We start from the raw sequence: 19293 nt of genomic DNA, 5'->3' as shown, positions 1-19293 counted from the left end.
TTGTTTTTGCCGACGATGGCCGTTGTCTCCGCATCTTTCCGTCACGATCGGCGTTCAAGCATACGCTAGAGAGCCGCAGAGCCCGGCCAACGCGTCCCCGCGTCCATGGCCCGCTCTCGTTCAGTTGAACGTCGGAAAGTGCGAGTTCACGGGCCATTCACGTCGGCGCCGATAATCGGAATCCCCGGCCTGCCCTTGCCAACCCAGAGATCCGAGGAGATTTCCATGACCGCATTGCTTCGTCCCGCCGTCACTGCGCTCGGTGTTGCGTGCCTGCTGTCCGCAGCATCGATCGCCTCCTCCGGCACCGCCTTTGCGCAGGCCAAGCAACAGGCCCCGGGACAGCAATCCGCGCCCGCGCAGCAGCAAGCTCCCGCGCTGAAGCAGATCGCGCTGACCGACAAGCAGCTCGATGGCGTCCTCGCTGCGCAAAAGGACGTCGACGCGATCACGGAGAAGCTCCCGGAGAACGCTGCGCCCGACCAGAAGGTGATTGCCCAGCTCGAGGAGGTCGCCAAGAAGCACGGCTTTGCCAGCTACGACGACTACAACAACGTCATCGACAACATCAGCCTGGTGCTCGGGGGCTTCGATCCTGCGACGAAGAAGTATGTCGGCCCCGAAGCCGTGATCAAGGCGCAGATCGCGCAGATCCAGGCCGACAAGAAGATGCCGGCCAAGGACAAGAAGGAAGCCCTCGACGAACTCAATCAGGCGCTGAAGACGCCGGCGCTCCAGGTTGAGAACAAGGGCAACATCGATCTCGTCGGCAAGTATTACGACGAGCTGGTCGCTGCGCTCGGCGACGAGGAGAATTGATCACCGGATCCTGTCATGTCCCGGCTCGACCAAGCCGCGCGATGCTACCTTCGGTAATTCATCCACTCGATCGCGCCACGCCCAACGCAAAAGCCCCGGAGAAATCTCCGGGGCTTTCGTCGTTTTGCGCTTCGGACCGCGATGCGGCTAGGTCCGCGTCCGCATCCGCATCATGAAGGTGTCGAAGCTGAGCTCGGCCACCTGCATCCAGGCGAGCGACTCGCTGCGGAACGCGGTGAGGCTCGCATACATCTTGCCGAAATGCGGGTTGCTCTTGGCGAGATCGGCGTAGATCTCGTTGGCTGCACCGTAGCAGGCTTCGAGCACCTCCTGGGGGAAGGGCTTGAGGATCGCGCCGGCAGCGAGCAGCCGCTTGAGGGCCGGTGGATTGACCGAATCGTACTTGCCGGTCACCCAGGTGAAGGTATCGAGTGATGCCGTCGAGATTGCTGCCTGATAGTGTTTCGGCAGCGCGTTCCATTTCTCCAGGTTCATGATGTTGTGGCCCTGTCCGGTGCCTTCCCACCATCCCGGATAATAATAGTACTTCGCCACCTTCACGAAGCCGAGCTTCTCGTCGTCATAGGGTCCGACCCACTCCGCCGCGTCGATTGTCCCCTTCTCCAGCGCCGGATAGATGTCGCCGGCCGCGATCTGCTGCGGCACGCCGCCAAGCTTCGACACGATGGTGCCGGCGAAGCCGCCGACGCGGAATTTCAGCCCCTTCAGATCGTCGACGGTCTTGATCTCCTTGCGAAACCAGCCGCCCATCTGCGCGCCGGTCGAGCCTGTGGGAACGCCGATCGCATTGTGCTCCTTCAGGAGAGCGTTGAGCATGTCCTGGCCGCCGTTCCACAACAGCCAGGAGATGTGCTGACGCGTGTTGAGACCGAACGGCAGCGACGTGCCGAAGGTGAACGCCGGATTCTTGCCCCAGTAGTAATAGAGCGCAGTGTTGCCCATCTCGACCGTGCCGTTCGAGACGGCGTCGAGCACTTGCAGGCCCGGCACGATTTCACCGGCAGCAAAGGGCTGGATCTGAAAGCGGTTGTCGGTGATCTCGGCGACGCGTTTGCAGAAATATTCGCAGCCGCCATAGAGCGTATCGAGCGACTTCGGCCAACTCGCCGCCAGCCGCCATTTCACCTCGGGCATCGACTGCGCGATAGCCGGCGAAGCAACGGCACTTGCGGCCAGACCCAATCCGCCTGCCGTCAGGAATTTACGACGTTCCATGCGTTTCCCTCCTGTTTTGTCGAGTCCTCGACGAGGGCTCGCGGTCTTGGCGCCGCTTTCGTCTTCGCCGGTGGCCGACGTTTCTTTATGTCCGAAATTCAGTATTCCCGGATCGTGGTCAGCATGACCAAAGGGGAACCGCAAATCAAGCGCACTTTGGTCGTGCGGCTGCCGAAGCTTAATGCTGCGCTGCGAAGGCCGCTTCCATGGCCTTGCGCGTTTTCACCGCTTCGCTGCCCGCATCGAACTCGACGTCGGTCCAGCGCACCATCGCGCCATGGGCGACGTCGCGCTTCAGCTTCACGCGATGTGCGAGCCCGATCGGCAAGGCGCCGGCCCTCAGGCTCGCGGCCGCCGGTACCAGCTTGCCCCACACCGTATAGCCGCCTTCGCCGTCGAGCATCTCCCCGGCGCGCAGATTGCGCTTGGCCACCGCTGCGACGTCGCCGCGGAAGCCGATCGCCTGTCCGGTCGGTTCGCCCCGTAGTGCGGCCGACAACACCGAGATGTTCAGCTCGAGCCCGATCAGATGATAGGGCTTGTACATGGCGGCGAAGCGTCCGCTGGCGTCAGTCTTGAGGCCATATTGCCTGAAGCAATCGGCGGCATAATCGTTCGGCGCCTCCAGCACGACATAGACGCCCCAGCGCAGATCGCGAAACACCGGCCGGCCGTCGCGCTCGAGCGAGGAGACGACCTCGACGACGCCGGACCGCTCCAGCACGCCGCCGCGCGAGCGCGGCCGCATGATGTGCGGGAGGTCGTCGACGCCGCAGGGCGGAAACAGCAGGCCGTCCGAAGGCACGTCGAGGCCGCAGGCATTCGCAATCGCCGCCATCTCGATCGCCGATTTGGTGCCGTCGAGAAAGGAGTTGAACATTTGCGGGTTCATGCCGGCCGATTGCGCCTCGCCCGCAGTCAGGCCGTAATGCTGCCAGACGCCATCGGGGGTCACGTCGTGATAGGCCGGCAGATATTTCGTGCCTTTGCCGGCAGCGACGACGCGGAAGCCGGTGGCCCGCGCCCAATCCACCATCTCCGCCGTCAGCGCCGGCTGGTCGCCATAGGCGAGCGAATAGACCACGCCCGCCTTGCGCGCTTCCTCGGCGAGCAGGGGGCCTGCCAGCACGTCGGCCTCGACATTCACCATCACGATATGCTTGCCCGCCGCGATCGCCGCGCGTGCATGCTTGATGCCGACGGCTGGGTTGCCGGTCGCCTCCACCACCACGTCCATGGCACCACCGGCGATGGCGCGCACACCGTCGTCGGTGAAGGTGGTCGCGGCGATGCGGTCTGCGTCCCAGCCGACGGTGCGGCAGGCCTCGCGCGCGCGGTCGCGGTCGATGTCGACAATGACAGGCACCTCCAGCCCCGGCGTGTGCGGCACCTGCGCCAGGAACATCGAGCCGAACTTGCCGGCGCCGATCAGCACGACGCGGACCGGCTTGCCGGCGCTGGCGCGGGACTGGAGGAGGCGGAAGAGATTCATGGGGGATTCCAATCATGATCTCGTCCCGGACGCGGTGCAGCACATAGTGCTGCTCCGCAGAGCCGGGACCCAGAGAAAAGAATGCGTGTGACATGGCCCCGGCTCAGCAGCGCATCACTTCGTGCTGCGCTGCGTCCGGGGCACGAGACCTTTTTACTCCGCCGCCTGCCGCGGTGCACGGGCGAGTCGCAGCAGCGCGTCGTCGTCCACCGTCTTGATCGGCGCAAAATCGCGATGCGCGATGTAGTCAGGCCGTGTCGGGCTTCGGATGTAGTTCGAGACCGCATTCAGCGTCAGGTAAACGATCTTGCGCGGGTAGGGCGTGATGTTGCCGGCCGAGCCGTGCACGAGATTGCCGTGGAACATCAACATGCCACCGGGCTTGCCGGTCGGTGCGACGATGCCGCCCTGTTTGACGAGGCGCGTGACTGTGTCCTCGTCCAGTGTCCACAACGGATAGGATGTGGTGGCGAGGTCATGCGAAGCTTCGAGATCGCCGGCGTTCTGGCTGCGCGGCACCAGCATCAAGGGCCCGTTGATCGGCATCACCTCGTCGAGGAAGATCGCGATGTTCATCGCGCGCGGCTCCGGCATGCCGTCGTCGCGCTTCCAGGTGCCATAATCCTGGTGCCACTGCCAGACGTCGCCTGTGAAGGCCGATTTCGCGTTGATCTTGAACTGGTGCATGTAAACGGGCTCGCCGAACACCTGCTCGACCGGCTCGATCATGCGCGGATGCGCGCCGAGGAGTCCGAAGGCCTCGTTGTAGAGATGCGCGGCAAAGGCCGTGCGCGGCGCGCCGCTCTTCTCGCGCCAGACTTCGGGCCGGTTGGCGTCGTAGATGCCGACTGCCTCGCGCGCGAGCAGGTCGACCTCCTCCTGGCTGAACAATTCGGGCAGGAACAGCCAGCCCTCGCGGTTGAAGAACTCCAATTGCTCCTGTGACAGTCTCATGGGTCGTCCTCCTTGGTTTGCTTTTTGTTGTCGTCATTCCGGGGCGCGACGAAGTCCGAGCCCGGAATCCATTCGTCCACGGGCGCTGCCGCCCAATGGATTCCGGGCTCGCGCCCATTGGCGCGCCCCAGAATGACGGCGAGTGTGTTTGTTGCTACGCCGCCGCCTCGTCCGTCGCCCGCAATCTCTCCTCGGTCATCCGTCCCGCCGTCTGCGCATGCGCCAGCGCCGCACGTTCGGCCGCGCTCGCCTCACCGGCGAGAATGTGCCCCGCAATCGTCGCATGCTCCGCCCAGGCGCTGTCGCGATAATCGAGCTCGGACAGCACCGTCGCCATCGAGCGCCGCATATGCGGCCATTGCGGTGCGATCGTCTCCTCGATCGCGGGATTGCCGGCGAGCTGGTAGATCGCGCGGTGGAAGTCGACATCGAGCGCGATGAGTTCGGCCAGCGTCGTGTTGCGATCGCTGCGGCGTCCCGCGGCAAGCGCAGCGTCGAGCCGTGCGCGTCCGGCCGCGTAGGTGCCTGCACGCGCTGCGGCGAGCCGGGCCGCCAGCGCGTCGATGGCGCCGCGCACCTCGTAGAGCTGGCGGATGCGGGCGGGATCAAGCTGGGTGACTTCGAATCCGCGGCGGCCGCTTTCGGCGACCAGGCCCTGGCGATGCAGCAGGTGCAGCGCGTGCGAAACCGGCTGGCGCGACACGCCGAGCTTGTCAGCGAGCTCGTTCTGACGGATGCGCTGGCCGGGCCGCAGCGTGCGGTCGGAGATCGCCTCCAGGATCCGCGCATAGACCTGGTCGATCAGGTTCGGGAGCGGGTCGAGAGGGATCACGCCGGCAGCTCCGAAGGCTAGGGAATACGGAATTCCGTATTCGACGGTACTGCGGGAAGGGGAGGTCGTCAACGCCGTCGGTTGTCGGCCATCGTAAGCCTTTGATTCTATTGGTGCGGCTTACTGTGCATGGGGTTGTTTTCGCGCTTGTGAAGCAGCACCCACCCCTACTCCGCCAGGAATCTGTTCACCACCCGGCCGAACTCCTCCGGCGCCTGTTCGAACATCCAGTGGCCGGCATTCTCGATCACCGCTGATTGCGCGCCTGCGATGTGTTCGGCCAGCACGCGCCATATCACCGATAGGCTACCGGTCGTCGCGCCGCCGCCGATCAAGAGCGTCGGCGTCCTGATCGCCTGCGCGTCGCTGAGCGTGTAGGGCCGGCGCTGCTCATCGATCTGGCCGAGCAAGGTCAGGGCGTTGTCGCGCAGTTGCTGCTTGGCCGCAGCAGGCACGCGCCGCCACGAACTCTCTCCCTCGATGCCCTCGAAGAAATTTCGTACCGCGCCGTCGATATCGCCGGAGCGGATCATCTCGACCGATTGCACGGTGCGGGCCGCCAGCGGCGGATGCGCCGGCGTGCCTTCCGGCACGGGAAGGGATGCGTCGAGATCGCCGCCGGGCTCCGCCAGCACCAGCTTGCGCAACAGATCAGGCCTCGCCTGCGCGACGCGAAAGGCGATATGCCCGCCGCGCGAATGGCCCATCAGGTCGACCGGCGCAGGCTCAACCTGCTCGATGAAAGCGATCACGTCGGCAACATGCTGCGCCATCTTGTAGTCGTCGCCGACCGCGTCCCAATGCTCGGGAAAGAAATGCCGCAGGCTGACCGAGATCACGCGATGGGACTGCGACAGCGGGCCGAACACCGAATACCAGGTGCGGAAATCCCCGAGCGTGCCATGCACGCAGACCAGCGGGGGGCCGCTTCCGACTTCGAGATAGGCCATGTCGTAACCGTTGACGCGAAAGCTTTGCATGGGTCAGCTCGCCAGGAAGTCCAGCACCACTTCGGAATATTTCTGCGGCGCCTGCTCGAACATCGGATGCGTCGCGTTCGGGATGATCGCCGTCTTCGAATAGGGCACATGCGCTGCGAGCGCGTGCAGTACCTTCGGCAGCAGGCCTTTGGTCCGGGCGCCCAGGATGAACAGCGTCGGCATCTTGATGGACTCCGCATCCGCCTTCGAGAACGGCGGGCGATTGTCGCGGACCTGGCCGATCAGCGTCATGGCGTTGTCGCGCAGGTTCTGCTTCACCATCGCCGGCAGTCGCGGCCAGGTGCCGGGCCCCTCCAGCGTGTCGACGAAAACGGTGAGGCCGCCATCGATATCGCCGGCCGCGATCTTCTCTGCGGAAGCGGTGAAGCGCGCCAGCAGCGGCGAGGGGCCGCCGACGTAATCCGGATCGAGGCTCGCATCGAGCTCGCCGCCGGGCTCCGCCAGGATCAGCCTCCGCAGCAGATCCGGCCTTCGCTGCGCCACGCGGAAGCAGATGTGCCCGCCGCGGGAATGGCCCATCAAGTCGACCGGTCCGAGATCGAGCTCGTCGATGAAGGCGATCACGTCGTCGACATGCTGGGCGATCGAATAGGTGTCACCAAGGCCGTCCCAGCGCTCGGGGAAGAAGTGCCGCAGGCTGACGGCGATGACCCGATGTCGCTGCGTCAGCGGTCCGAGCACGCAGCCCCAGACGCGGAAGTCGTTGAGCGAGCCGTGCACGCAGACCAGAGGCGGACGGCCTCTGTCTTCACCCACGTCGAGATAGGGCATGTCGTATCCGTTGACGTGGAGGCTTTGCATTCAGGGGCTCGCAAGGGGCTGGAACTCCTGTGCAAGATCCCCGGAAACCGGGTGGATCGCAACTATTTCCAAGCCTAGATTTCGCAGGAGATCAAAGAGGGGGCCTGCAACGTGACGCAAGCCAGGAACCATGTCATGACCGACCAGCATTTTGCCCTGTTCGACACCCGGATCGGCCTCTGCGCCATCGCCTGGGGCCCGCGCGGCATCAACGGCACACAATTGCCGATGGGCGGCGAGCAGAAGATCCGCACCCGCATCCAGCAGCGCCACGCCGATGCCAGCGAAGCGGAGCCGACCGCCGAGGTGCAGCAGGCGATCGACCGAATCGTCAAGCTGCTCGCGGGCGAGCCGGATGATCTCACCGACATCCCGCTCGACCTCGACGGCGTGCCCGACTTCAACCGCGGCGTCTACGACCTTGCCCGGACCATCCCGCCCGGCAAGACCGTCACCTATGGCGACATCGCCAAGCAGCTCGGCGGCGTCCAGCTGTCGCGCGATGTCGGCCAGGCGCTCGGCCGCAACCCGTGCCCGATCGTGGTGCCCTGCCATCGCGTGCTGGCGGCCGGCAACAAGCCCGGCGGCTTCTCGGCGAATGGCGGCGTGGTGACGAAGCTGAAGATGCTCGAGATCGAAGGCGCGGTGGTGAACCACACGCCGAGCTTGTTCGATTGAGACGAGCGGGGCCTCGTGCTCCGGACGCGGTGCACCGCGTCGGGACACGAGGTCTTTGCTAAATCTTCGCCGCCACCTTCGGCCAGTAGCGATCGCGCAGATGCCGCTTCACCAGCTTGCCCGTGGGCGTGCGCGGCAGCTCGGCTTCGAAGTCGATCGAGCGAGGGCACTTGATGGCCGAGAGGCGGGTCTTGCAGTAGGCGATCAGATCCGCCTCCAGCGCCTTGCCGGCGCGGCTCATGTCGTGCGGCTGCACCACCGCCTTCACCTCCTCGCCCATCTCCTCGTTCGGCACGCCGAACACCGCGACGTCTGCGACATCAGGATGCGTGATCAGCACGTCCTCGGTCTCCTGAGGGTAGATGTTCACCCCGCCCGAGATGATCATGTAGGACTTGCGGTCGGTGAGATAGAGGAAGCCGTCCTTGTCGAGGTAGCCGACGTCCCCGAGCGTCGACCAGCCCTTGGCGTTGTAGGCCTTCTTCGTCTTCTCGGGGTCGTTGTGATAGGTGAAGGCGGGCGCGTCGGCGAAGTAGACCGTGCCGATCTCGCCTGTCGGCTGCTCTTCGTCGTTCTCGTCCAGAATCTTGATCTTGCCAACCACCGCGCGGCCGACGCTGCCGCGATGCTCCAGCCATTGTTGCGAGTTGCAGACCGTGACGCCGTTGCCTTCCGAGCCCGCATAATACTCGATCAGGATCGGGCCCCACCATTCGATCATCTTGGCTTTCACGTCGACCGGGCAGGGCGCGGCGGCGTGGATCGCGCCCTTCAGACTCGAAACATTGTACTTCGCGCGCACCCCGTCCGGCAGCTTCAGCATGCGCACGAACATGGTCGGCACCAGCTGCGACTGCGTGACCTTGTATGTCTCGACCAGCTTCAGGAATTCCTCGGCATCGAAATGCTCCATGATGATGGAGGTGCCGCCGAGCACGATCGCCATCATGTTGAAGCGCAGGGGCGCGGCATGATAGAGCGGCGCCGGCGAGAGATATGTGCTCTCGGCGTTCATGCCGCACATGTCGGCGCAGAGCACGCGCAGGAAGGCGTTCGGTACGTCGATCCCGTTGCCCTCGAACGCCTTCTTGATGCCCTTGGGCCGCCCGGTGGTTCCCGATGAATACAGCATGTCGTAGCCGGCGACCTCGTCGGCGATCGGCGTGGTCGGCTGCGCAGAGGCTTCCTTGTCGTAGGAGCGGAAGCCGGGCAGCGGCTCGTCCATCATGTAGAAGACCGGCTCGCCTGCCGAGCCCTTGATCAGGCTCTTGATCTGGTCGGCGCATTTCGGCGTGGTGATGACGACCTTGGCGCCGCAGTCCTTGATGATGTAGTCGATCTCGTCCTGCTTGAGATAGCGGCTGATGGCTGTGTAGTAGAGCCCGCTGCGCTGTGCGGCCCAGCAGATCTCCATGAAGGCAAGGCGGTTCTCCATCAGGAGAGCGATGTGGTCGCCGGCCTTCAACCCGAGCGATCGGAAGAGATGTGCGCCCTGGTTCGAGAGCTCGTCGAGTTCGCGGTAGGTGATCGCCTTGCCGGTGCCGGCCATCTGGTACGCGATCTTGTCGGGCGTGGCGCGGGCGTGGATGGAGGGGTGGGTCATGGCGTTTCCTCAAGACGCGAATGGCGAGTAGCGAGTGGCGAATAGGGAAGAAGGGCAAACCGTTCTTCGCCTACTCACCATTCGCTACTCGCCACTCACTGCTCGCTTTTGTTTTTTTTAGAGTCGTTCGACGATCGTCACGTTGGCCATGCCGCCGCCTTCGCACATGGTCTGGAGGCCGTAGCGCTTGCCGCGCTGGTGCAGGGCGTGGACCAGCGTGGTCATCAGCTTGGTGCCGGAGCCGCCGAGGGGGTGACCGAGTGCGATGGCGCCGCCATTGACGTTGAGACGCTCGGGATCTGCGCCGGTGGTCTTCAGCCACGCGGTCGGCACCGAGGCGAAGGCCTCGTTGACCTCGAACAGGTCGATGTCGCCGATCTTCATGCCGGTCTTCTCCAGCGCGCGCTTGGTGGCGTGCAGCGGCGCGTCCAGCATGATGACGGGGTCGCCGCCGGTCATGGTCATGTGGTGGATGCGCGCGAGCGGCTTGACGCCGAGCTGCTTGAGGCCGCGCTCGTTCACGACCATCACGCCGGAAGCGCCGTCGCAGATCTGGCTGGCGCTGGCGGCGGAGAGCCTGCCGTTCTCGGCGATCAGCTTGACGCCCTTGATGCCGTCGAGGCTGACGTCGAAGCGGATGCCTTCGTCGATGTGGTGGGTGTCCTTGCTGCCGTCGGCGCGCGTGATCTCGAGCGGCACGATCTCGTTCTTGAAGTGACCGGCCTGCGTCGCAGCGATCGCGCGCTGATGGCTGTTGTAGGAAAATTCGTCGAGCTGATCCTTGGAGAGGCCGTACTTCTCGGCCATCATCTCCGCGCCGGTGAACTGGCTGAACACGATGTTCGGATATTTTTTCTCGATGCCGGGGCTCTTGTAATTGCCAAAGCCGTTCTTGGCGGGAAGCTGCGAGGACAGGCCCATTGGAACCCGCGTCATCGATTCCACGCCGGCCGCGATCACGACGTCCATCGCACCGGACATCACGGCTTGCGCGGCGAAGTGCAGCGCCTGCTGCGAGGAGCCGCACTGGCGGTCGATCGAGGTGCCCGGCACGCTCTCCGGCAGCTTCGACGCCATGATCGCGTTACGGGCGACGTTGTTGGACTGCTCGCCGACCTGCATCACGCAGCCCATGATCACGTCCTCGACCTGCGCCGGATCGACCTTGGTGCGATCGACCAGCTCGTCCAGCACCTTCGCGGCGAGATCGGCCGGATGCCAGCCGGCGAGACGGCCCCCCTTGCGCCCGCCCGCAGTGCGCGCAGCGGCGACGATATAAGCCTCGGACATGTCGGTTTCTCCCTGAATTCTTGACTGGGTTGGTTGTCAGGATCGGATTTAAGGGACGGGAGATCGTTTAGTCAATCGATCAATTAACTCTTGTGATGAGGCGCTGCTTGAGCTTATCTGCGCCGGCTTCAAGCGGCGAAAACAGGGATCTCCGTGGCTACCAGCGTACCGAACAGGCTCCCCGGCGGGAAAAATTCCACGGCAGAGAAATTGCTGGTGGCCGCGAGCGAGCTGATGATCGAACGGTCCTCGGTCGAGATCTCGCTCTCCGATATCGCGCAGAAGTCGGGTGCCAATGCTGCCCTGGTCAAATACCACTTCGGCAACAAGGACGGCCTCTTGCTGGCGCTGCTCGCGCGGGATGCTGCGACCGAGATGTCCAACCTCGAATATCTGCTGGCGCAGCCGATCACGTCGACGGCGAAGCTGAAGCTGCACATCGCCGGCATCATCCGCGCCTATCACCGGTTCCCCTACATGAACCGGCTGATCCACTATCTGCTGCACGACACCAGCGCGGGCTCCGCCGATGAAGTCTCGAAATTCTTCGTTGCGCCGCTGCTGGACTTCCACCGTCGCCTGCTCGCCGAAGGCGTGAGCCGCGGCGAATTCCGCCAGACCGATCCGGTGCTGTTCTACACCAGCCTTATCGGTGCATGCGATCACCTGTTCTTCGGCCGGCACGCGATGTCCCGCGCGACCGGCGTCGGCCCGGTCACCGATGACGTCTGCCGGCAATACATCAAGCACATGGAAACGCTGATCTGCGGCGGCATCCTCACGCAAGTCGAGGAAGCTGTCGCGGCCGGATAATCGGCCGAACTCCAAGTCCAGAGAAGAAACGCCCAAGGAAAGGTACAAGCGATGCAGTTGAAAGACGTAGCCGTTCTCATCACCGGCGGTGGTTCGGGCCTTGGTGCCGCGACCGCCCGCGCCATGGCTGCCAAGGGCGCCAAGATCGGCGTGATCGACCAGAGCAAGGAAAACGCCGAGAAGGTCGCCACTGAGGTGAAGGGTGTCGCGCTGCATGCCGACGTCACCAGCGAGGAGCAGATCAAGGCCGCGATCGCCAAGGCGGAAGCCGCGCACGGCGTCGCCCGCGTGCTGATGAACTGCGCCGGCATCGGCGGCTCGCAGCGCATCGTCGGCCGCGACGGCGTCTACCCGCTGGAAAAGTTCGCGCGCATCATCAACGTCAATTTGATCGGCACCTTCAACTGCCTGCGTCTGTTCGCCGAACGTCTGGTCACTGCGGAGCCCATCGGCGAAGAGCGGGGCGTCATCATCAACACCGCTTCGGTGGCTGCCTACGAAGGCCAGATCGGCCAGATCGCCTATTCGGCCTCGAAGGGCGGTGTCGTCGGCCTCACGCTTCCGGCCGCGCGCGACCTCGCCAGCCAGAAGATCCGCGTCAACACCATTGCTCCCGGCCTGTTCTTCACGCCGCTGCTGATGGGGTTGAACGAAGAGGCTCGCAAGAGCCTGGGTACCCAGGTGCCGCATCCGTCGCGTCTCGGCGATGCCAATGAATACGGCATGCTCGCGGTGCACATCGTCGAGAACCCGATGCTCAACGGCGAGACCATCCGCCTCGACGGCGCCATCCGCATGGCCCCGCGCTGATAGAGGCATGCTCCGCTGCTGTCCCTTCTCCCCTCGCGGGAGAAGGTGGCGCGGAGCGCCGGATGAGGGGTTTTTGTCCGCGATTCACATAAGAGTTTTTCTGCGGAGCCAGACCCCTCACCCAAGCGAGTTCTTGGCTCGTTGCGTACATGCCCTCTCCCACAAGGGGGAGAGGGCGCAGCAATCGGCGCCGCGACACAGATAGGCATGAGGCACCATGTCCCAACCGCTGCTGATCGAGCATGACGACGGCGTCGATCGGGTGACGCTCAATCGTCCTGACAGCCTCAATGCGCTCGATCCTGCGCTGATCGATGCGCTGAACGTCTACTTCCAAAGCCTGCAGCGCAACCGCGATACCCGCGTCGTTGTGTTGAAGGGGGCCGGCAAGAATTTCTGCGCGGGCCTCGATCTCAAGGCGGCGATGCAGCGCCGTGCCGGCCAGCAAGAGCCGCCCGGCGTTACCGAATCCCTGGACTCGCAGCGGCGCATCGCCGACATCGTGATGCTGATGCGGCGTTGTCCGCAGCCGATCCTGGCCCTGGTGCAGGGCGCGGCGGCAGGCGGCGGCTTTGCGCTGGCGCTGGCCTCCGATATCCGGATCGCGACCAGGTCGGCGCGAATGAACTGTGCCTTCATCAAGCTCGGCCTCGGCGGCTGCGACATCGGCACCAGCTATTTTCTGCCGCGGCTGGTCGGCGTCTCCGTCGCATCCGAACTGATCCTCACGGGGCGCTTCTTCGGCGCCGAGCGCGCGCTCGCGGTCGGGCTCGTCTCGGAAGTCGTTGAGGAGGACAGGCTCGACGAAGCGGCCGAGCCCTATGTCGACGCGATGATGACGGCCTCGCCCGTGGGGCTGAGGTTGTCAAAGGAATGTCTCAACATGAGCGTCGATGCCGGGTCGCTGGAAGCTGCGATCGCGATGGAGGATCGCAATCAGGTCCTGTGCAGCCGCTCGGAGGAGTTTTCGGAAGGCATCAGGGCCTTCCTCGAGAAGCGAAAGCCTGTCTATATCAAGCGCTGAACGACGAAGATCCGCAAAAGGACAGTAATTCCGGGAGACGCAAAATGAGTGGAAGCGCGGCGGCGGTGATGACGAAGCCCGCCTTTCGCAAGGTTCAGTGGCTCAAGCGCGACATCGATGTCGAGCGCCGCGGCGACGGCACGGTGGTGCTGAAGTCGCGCATTCCGCTGCAGGCCTACGAGAAGCACATCCCGGCCTCGCTGGCGAAATGGGCGAAGGAAGCTCCGGAGCGCATCTGGCTGGCGCAGCGGAGCGGCCCGAATCGTGAATGGCGCAAGGTGTCCTATGCCGAAGCCAAGCGCACCGTCGACGCTCTGACGCAGGCGCTGCTGGACCTCGAGCTCAACGGTCGGCCGGTCACGATCCTCTCCGGCAATTCGATCGAGCACGCGCTGATGACGCAGGCCGCAATGCAAGCGCGCGCTCCAGCGGCTCCCGTTTCACCGGCCTACTCGCTGATGAGCCACGATCACGTCAAGCTGAAATATCTGTTCGACCTGATCAAGCCGGCCGTGGTGATGGTGCAGGACGGCCCGACTTTCGAGAAGGCCCTGAAGGCGCTCGACCTCAGCGGCGTCACCGTGGTTCACGTCGCGCGGCCCTGCGACGGCATCAGGAGCGTCGGCTTCGCCGAGCTCGCGGCAACGCCGGTGACCGCCGACGTCGAGGCGTCGATTGCACAGATCACGCCCCAGACTGTCGGCAAGTTGCTGTTCACGTCAGGCTCGACCGGCATGCCCAAGGCCGTCATCAACACGCAGGAGATGATGTGCGCCAATGCGGCGATGATGATGCAGGTCCGTCCGCGCGACCCGAGCGGGCCGATCTCGACCATGCTGGACTGGATGCCCTGGAACCACACCATGGGCGGCAATGCGGCGTTCCATCCGATCTTGGTCGATGGCGGCACACTCTATATCGACGACGGCCGACCGATGCCGGGCCAGTTCGAGGAGACGCTGCGGAACTTGCGCGAGATCTCGCCGACCTATTACGCCAACGTCCCGGCCGGCTACGCCGCGCTGGCGGCGGCGATGGAGAAGGACGATGCGCTGTGCCGCTCCTTCTTCAAGAATCTCTCGATCATGGCCTATGGCGGCGCGCGGTTGCCGGACGATCTCTACGACCGCATGCAGGCGCTGGCGGTGAAGACCACCGGCGAGCGCATCGTGTTCTACACCGGCTGGGGCTCGACCGAGACCGCGCCGACCTCGACCGGCACCTATTGGGACACCGAGCGCGTCGGCCTGATCGGCCTGCCGTTCCCCGGCGTCGAATTGAAGATGGTGCCGTGCGGCTCGAAATACGAACTGCGCCTGCGCGGCGTCAACGTCACGCCCGGCTATTTCGGCCAGCCGGAGCTGACGAAGAAGATGTTCGACGAGGAAGGCTATTACTGCATTGGTGATGCCGGAATCTTCGTCGACGACACTGACCCCGTGCAGGGTATCATTTTCGCCGGGCGCGTGGTGGAGGACTTCAAGCTCACCACCGGTACTTTCGTTCATGTCGGCTCGCTGCGCACCGATGCAATCGCAGCCGCAACGCCCGTCGTGCATGACGCGCTGGTGGCCGGGCAGGATCGCGCCTTCATCGGTTTGCTCGCCTGGCCCAATTTGCATGCCTGCCGCCAGCTCGTCGGCAATCCCGATCTGAGCTTTGCCGAAGCGGTGAAGCACCCCGAGATCGTCGCCTGCTTCAGGCGCGGGCTGGAAGCACATAACAAGGAATGCGAAGGCGCCAGCAGCCGCATCGTCGCGCGCGCGATGCTGATGGTCGAGCCGCCCTCGATCGACGGCAACGAGCTCACCGACAAGGGCTACATCAACCAGCGCGCCGGCCTCGAGCGCCGCACCGCGCTGGTGGAGCGGCTCTATGCCGACAGACCGGACGAGGATGTGATCGTGCTGCGATGAATAAATCTCGCCAATCGTCATTCCGGGGCGCGCGCAGCGCGAACCCGGAATCCATCAGGCCGCATACGCCTGGAGAAATGGATTCCGGGCTCGCCGCTACGCGGCGCCCCGGAATGACGGCATCAATGGTTACGATGAATAAGCAAAGGTAAGCCGCCATGAACTTCGATTTCTCCGACGACCAGAAGCAGCTCCGCGACCAGGCGCGCAAATTCCTCGCCGAAAAATGCCCGCCGAAGGCGGTGCGTGTCGTGCTCGACGGCAAGGCGCCCTATGACAAGGAGCTGTGGAAGGGCCTCGCCGAGATGGGCTTTCTCGGCGTCGCCATCCCCGAGGAGTTCGGCGGTGCGGGCGCCGGCCATCTCGAGCTCTGCGTGATTGCGGAGGAGATGGGCCGGGCGAACGCGCCGGTGCCGTTCTCCTCCACCGTGTATCTTGCCGCCGAAGCGCTGCTGCTCGCCGGCAATGATGCGCAAAAGAAAAAATGGCTGCCTGCCATCGCCTCGGGCGATGCGATCGGCACGCTGGCGCTGTTCGAAGGCAAGGGCAATCCATCGCCGAAGAACGTCAAGCTGACGGCTGCGAACGGCGTGCTCAACGGCGTCAAGAAGCCGGTTGCCGACGGAGCCATCGCCGATTTCGCGGTGGTGGCCGCGCGCACGGGATCGAGCGGACGCGAGAATGACATCTCGCTGTTTCTGGTCGATCTGAAGGCCGGCGGCGTCGAGGTCAAAAGCCTCACCAATCTCGATCCGACACGCGGTCAGGCCGAGATCACCTTCAGGGATTGCAAGGCCGAGCCGCTGGGAGCTGCGGGCGAAGGCTGGAGCGTCCTGACCCAGGTGCTCGACCGCGCCGCGGTGCTGTGCGCCTTCGAGCAGGTCGGCGGTTCCGACCGCGCGCTGGAGATGGGCCGAGACTACGCGCTCGACCGCATCGCCTTCGGCCGGCAGATCGGCTCGTTCCAGGCGGTCAAGCACATGCTGGCAGACATGTACGTCTCGGCGACGCTGGCACGCTCCAACAGCTATTACGGCGCCTGGGCGCTCTCGACCAATGCGGCCGAATTGCCCGAAGCCGCCGCCGCGGCGCGCATCAGCGCGACGCAGGCGTTCCAGCACTGCGCCAAGAACAACATCCAGGTTCACGGCGGCATGGGTTTCACATGGGAGTTCGACTGCCACATGTATTACCGCCGCGCCAACGCGATGGCGTTGGGGCTCGGCAGCCTGTCCTATTGGGAAGACCAGTTGATCGACCGCATGCGCAAGAAGAACGCGGCCTGATGTTGGCGTCATTCCGGAGGCGGCGCGATAGCGCCGAACCGGAACCCGGAGATGAGTGAATAACGTCGAGATTCCGGCTTCGCGCTGCGCGCGCCCCGGACAGAAAGATGAGACCATGAACTTCGACGACACCCCGCAGGAAGCCGAGTTCCGCGCAACTGCCCGCGCATGGATCGACGCGAACGCACCCAAGCAATATGAGGACGAGCTGCGAAAATCCTCGCTCGGCCGCACCGTGCTCAAGAACGCCGACATTCTCGAGGTCGCAAAAGCCTGGCAGAAGAAGAAGGCCGACGCAGGCTGGGCCTGTCTGCACTGGCCGAAGGAATATGGCGGACGCGGGTCGTCGCCGATCGAGCGTGTGATCTGGCAGCAGGAAGAGGGACCGTTCGGTCAGCTGTCCCGCATGTTCATCATCGGCCATGGCATGTGCGGACCGACCATGATGGCGTTCGCGCGCGAGGAGCACAAGCGCACCTACCTGCCGCCGCTGGCCTCGGGAGAGAAGGTGTGGTGCCAGCTGTTCTCCGAGCCGGCCGGAGGCTCCGACGTCGCGGGCCTGCGCACGCGTGCCGAGAAGGACGGCGACGACTGGATCATCAACGGCCAGAAGATCTGGACGTCGGGCGCGCACTATTCCGACTACGGCATCCTGCTCACCCGCACCGATCCGACCGTGCCCAAGCACAAGGGCCTCACCATGTTCTTCCTGGACATGAAGAGCCCGGGCATCGAGGTCAGGCCCATCAAGCAGGCGAGCGGCGCCTCGGACTTCAACGAGGTCTATTTTACCAATGTCCGCATCCCCGATCATCAGCGCCTCGGTGAGGTCGGTGATGGCTGGAACGTCTCGCTGACGACGCTGATGAACGAGCGCAGCGCGATCGGTGCGGCGGTCTCGACCGGTTTCCCGGAGCTGTTCGAATATTGCTCAAGCTTGATGCTCGACGATGGCCCTGCGATCGAAGACCGCGCAGTGCGTTCCAGGTTGGCGAACTGGGCGGTGAAGGCGAGCGGCCTGAAATACACCAGCATGCGCGCGATCTCGGCACTGTCGAAGGGCGAGCGGCCGGGGCCGGAGAATTCCATCGGCAAGCTGGTGGCGGGCTCGATGATCCAGGACGTCGCGACCTACGCGCTGGATTTGCAGGGCGCGAGCGGCGTCGTCAGCGGCGAGGATGGCGAACTCGCCGGCCGCTTCCAGGCCATGCTGTTGCGCGCTCCAGGCACCCGCGTCGAAGGCGGCACCGACGAGATCATGCGCAACATCATCGCCGAGCGGGTGCTGGGCCTGCCCGGCGATATCCGCGTCGACAAGGACGTGCCGTTCAACAAGATCCCGACGAAGGGGCGAGGTTAGCCGTCTTTCCGGGGCGGCTCGAAGAGCCGAACCCGGAATCTCGAAGTGCGTATGCAGGCTCTAGATTCCGGGTTCGCGCGTTGCGCGCCCCGGAATGACGAAAAAAGGAAGCGCCATGAATTTCGACGACACCCCGCAGGAAGCCGCATTTCGCGAGACCGCGCGCAAATGGGTCGAGGCCAATGCGCCAAAGGAGCTGCATGGCGAGCTGTCGAAATCCTCGCTCGGCCGCATCCGGCTCGCGCACCACGACATCGTCGATGTCGGCAAGGCCTGGCAGAAGAAGAAGGCCGAGGGCGGCTGGGCTTGCCTGCATTGGCCGAAGGAGTATGGCGGCCGCGGCGCCACTCCGATCGAGAAGGTGATCTGGCAGCAGGAGGAGGGCGTCTACGGCAAGCTGACGCAGCCGTTCCAGATCGGCGAGGGCATGTGCGGCCCGACCGTGATGGCCTTCGGCAGCGAGGACGCCAAACGCCGCTATTTGCCGAAGCTTGCCTCGGGCGAGGAGATCTGGTGCCAGCTGTTCTCCGAGCCGTCCGCCGGCTCCGACGTTGCGGGCCTGCGCACGCGCGCCGAGAAGAAGGGCAACGACTGGATCGTCAATGGCCAGAAGATCTGGACCTCCGGCGCGCATTACTCCGACTATGGACTTTTGATCGCGCGCACCGATCCGAACGTGCCCAAGCACAAGGGCCTCACCATGTTCTTTCTCGACATGAAGAGCCCGGGCGTCGAGGTGCGGCCGATCAAGCAGGCCAACGGCATGCAGGAGTTCAACGAGGTGTATTTCACCGACGTCGTGATTCCCGACAGCCAGCGCCTCGGGGCCGTCGGCGAAGGCTGGAGCGTGTCGCTGACGACGCTGATGAACGAGCGCATGTCGATCGGCGCGCGGCTTGCGACGGGTGTCCCCGAGATGTTCGAGTTCTGCTCCAGTTTGATGCTGGAGGAAGGACTTGCGATCGACGATCCCGCGGTGCGCTCTAAGCTTGCGAGCTGGGCGGCGAAGTCGAGCGGGCTGAAATACACCAGCTACCGCACGATCTCGGCGCTGTCGAAAGGGGAACGGCCGGGCCCGGAGAATTCGATCGGCAAGCTGGTTTCGGGCATGATGCTCCAGGACATCGCGACCTACGCCATGGACCTCCAGGGCGCGGCCGGCGTCCTCACGGGCAGCGACGAGGAAACGGTGCAGGGCCAGTTCCAGCAGATGCTGCTGTCCTCGCCATCGATGCGCATCGCCGGCGGCACCGACGAGATCCTGCGAAACATCATCGCCGAGCGGGTGCTGGGTCTTCCCGGCGACATTCGCGTCGACAAGGACGTGCCGTACAATAAGATCCCGACCAAGGGACGATGATCTCACCTCTCGCTGTAT

17 protein-coding genes are annotated in these 19293 nt (G+C 64.4%); 9 read left to right on the top strand and 8 right to left on the bottom strand.

The window, feature by feature from the left end:
- Positions 1–225: 225 nt before the first annotated feature.
- Entirely contained in the window at positions 226–819 is a 594-nt protein-coding gene (locus ACYCVF_RS22460) for a hypothetical protein (RefSeq protein WP_459600358.1), read from the top strand.
- A gap of 147 nt (positions 820–966) precedes the next feature.
- Here ACYCVF_RS22460 and ACYCVF_RS22455 read toward each other — a convergent pair whose 3' ends face one another.
- From ACYCVF_RS22455 to ACYCVF_RS22430, 6 genes are all read right to left on the bottom strand, one after another.
- On the bottom strand, positions 967–2055 hold the full coding sequence (locus tag ACYCVF_RS22455; RefSeq protein ID WP_459600356.1) for a TRAP transporter substrate-binding protein: 1089 nt from the start codon (positions 2053–2055) through the stop codon (positions 967–969).
- A gap of 178 nt (positions 2056–2233) precedes the next feature.
- On the bottom strand, positions 2234–3547 hold the full coding sequence (locus ACYCVF_RS22450; protein ID WP_459600355.1) for an NAD(P)H-dependent oxidoreductase: 1314 nt from the start codon (positions 3545–3547) through the stop codon (positions 2234–2236).
- Between the two features lie 153 nt (positions 3548–3700).
- Positions 3701–4501, bottom strand: coding sequence for a phytanoyl-CoA dioxygenase family protein (locus ACYCVF_RS22445; RefSeq protein WP_459600353.1), 801 nt, complete (start codon positions 4499–4501; stop codon positions 3701–3703).
- A gap of 154 nt (positions 4502–4655) precedes the next feature.
- Positions 4656–5333, bottom strand: a complete 678-nt coding sequence (locus ACYCVF_RS22440) for a GntR family transcriptional regulator (RefSeq protein WP_459600351.1) — start codon at positions 5331–5333, stop codon at positions 4656–4658.
- Between the two features lie 167 nt (positions 5334–5500).
- The gene (locus ACYCVF_RS22435) at positions 5501–6313 is read right to left on the bottom strand and encodes an alpha/beta fold hydrolase (protein WP_459606623.1); all 813 of its coding nucleotides are present in this window, start codon (positions 6311–6313) and stop codon (positions 5501–5503) included.
- Positions 6314–6316: 3 nt separating this feature from the next.
- Complete coding sequence (locus tag ACYCVF_RS22430; protein WP_459600349.1) at positions 6317–7135, bottom strand: alpha/beta fold hydrolase; 819 nt, start codon at positions 7133–7135, stop codon at positions 6317–6319.
- A gap of 135 nt (positions 7136–7270) precedes the next feature.
- On the opposite strand from ACYCVF_RS22430, the gene ACYCVF_RS22425 reads away from it, so the two are divergent.
- On the top strand, positions 7271–7813 hold the full coding sequence (locus ACYCVF_RS22425; RefSeq protein WP_459600347.1) for a methylated-DNA--[protein]-cysteine S-methyltransferase: 543 nt from the start codon (positions 7271–7273) through the stop codon (positions 7811–7813).
- Positions 7814–7871: 58 nt separating this feature from the next.
- On the opposite strand, the gene ACYCVF_RS22420 is transcribed toward ACYCVF_RS22425, so the two are convergent.
- Both ACYCVF_RS22420 and ACYCVF_RS22415 read right to left on the bottom strand, forming a co-directional pair.
- On the bottom strand, positions 7872–9416 hold the full coding sequence (locus tag ACYCVF_RS22420; protein WP_459600345.1) for an acyl-CoA synthetase: 1545 nt from the start codon (positions 9414–9416) through the stop codon (positions 7872–7874).
- Between the two features lie 117 nt (positions 9417–9533).
- A complete protein-coding gene (locus tag ACYCVF_RS22415) occupies positions 9534–10706 on the bottom strand; it encodes an acetyl-CoA C-acetyltransferase (RefSeq protein WP_459600343.1) in 1173 nt (390 codons plus the stop codon).
- Between the two features lie 234 nt (positions 10707–10940).
- On the opposite strand from ACYCVF_RS22415, the gene ACYCVF_RS22410 reads away from it, so the two are divergent.
- The 7 genes from ACYCVF_RS22410 (at position 10941) to ACYCVF_RS22380 (ending at position 19275) form a co-directional block, all read left to right on the top strand.
- On the top strand, positions 10941–11519 hold the full coding sequence (locus tag ACYCVF_RS22410) for a TetR family transcriptional regulator (protein ID WP_459606622.1): 579 nt from the start codon (positions 10941–10943) through the stop codon (positions 11517–11519).
- Between the two features lie 51 nt (positions 11520–11570).
- A complete protein-coding gene (locus tag ACYCVF_RS22405; protein ID WP_459606621.1) occupies positions 11571–12329 on the top strand; it encodes an SDR family NAD(P)-dependent oxidoreductase in 759 nt (252 codons plus the stop codon).
- 217 nt (positions 12330–12546) lie between these two features.
- The gene (locus tag ACYCVF_RS22400; RefSeq protein WP_459600339.1) at positions 12547–13353 is read left to right on the top strand and encodes an enoyl-CoA hydratase/isomerase family protein; all 807 of its coding nucleotides are present in this window, start codon (positions 12547–12549) and stop codon (positions 13351–13353) included.
- A 44-nt stretch (positions 13354–13397) separates the two neighbouring features.
- Complete coding sequence (locus tag ACYCVF_RS22395) at positions 13398–15269, top strand: AMP-binding protein (RefSeq protein ID WP_459600337.1); 1872 nt, start codon at positions 13398–13400, stop codon at positions 15267–15269.
- Positions 15270–15427: 158 nt separating this feature from the next.
- Positions 15428–16555 carry an acyl-CoA dehydrogenase family protein gene (locus tag ACYCVF_RS22390; RefSeq protein ID WP_459600335.1) on the top strand — a complete coding sequence of 376 codons (1128 nt, stop codon included), beginning with the start codon at positions 15428–15430 and terminating at the stop codon, positions 16553–16555.
- A gap of 115 nt (positions 16556–16670) precedes the next feature.
- A complete protein-coding gene (locus tag ACYCVF_RS22385) occupies positions 16671–17915 on the top strand; it encodes an acyl-CoA dehydrogenase (RefSeq protein ID WP_459600333.1) in 1245 nt (414 codons plus the stop codon).
- 115 nt (positions 17916–18030) lie between these two features.
- Positions 18031–19275 (top strand): acyl-CoA dehydrogenase, encoded by a 1245-nt coding sequence (locus tag ACYCVF_RS22380; protein WP_459600331.1) that lies wholly within the window; start codon positions 18031–18033, stop codon positions 19273–19275.
- Positions 19276–19293 lie beyond the last annotated feature (18 nt).

It is taken from the genome of Bradyrhizobium cedriense, from assembly GCF_054602315.1.
This window is presented reverse-complemented; position numbering and strand designations above follow the sequence as displayed.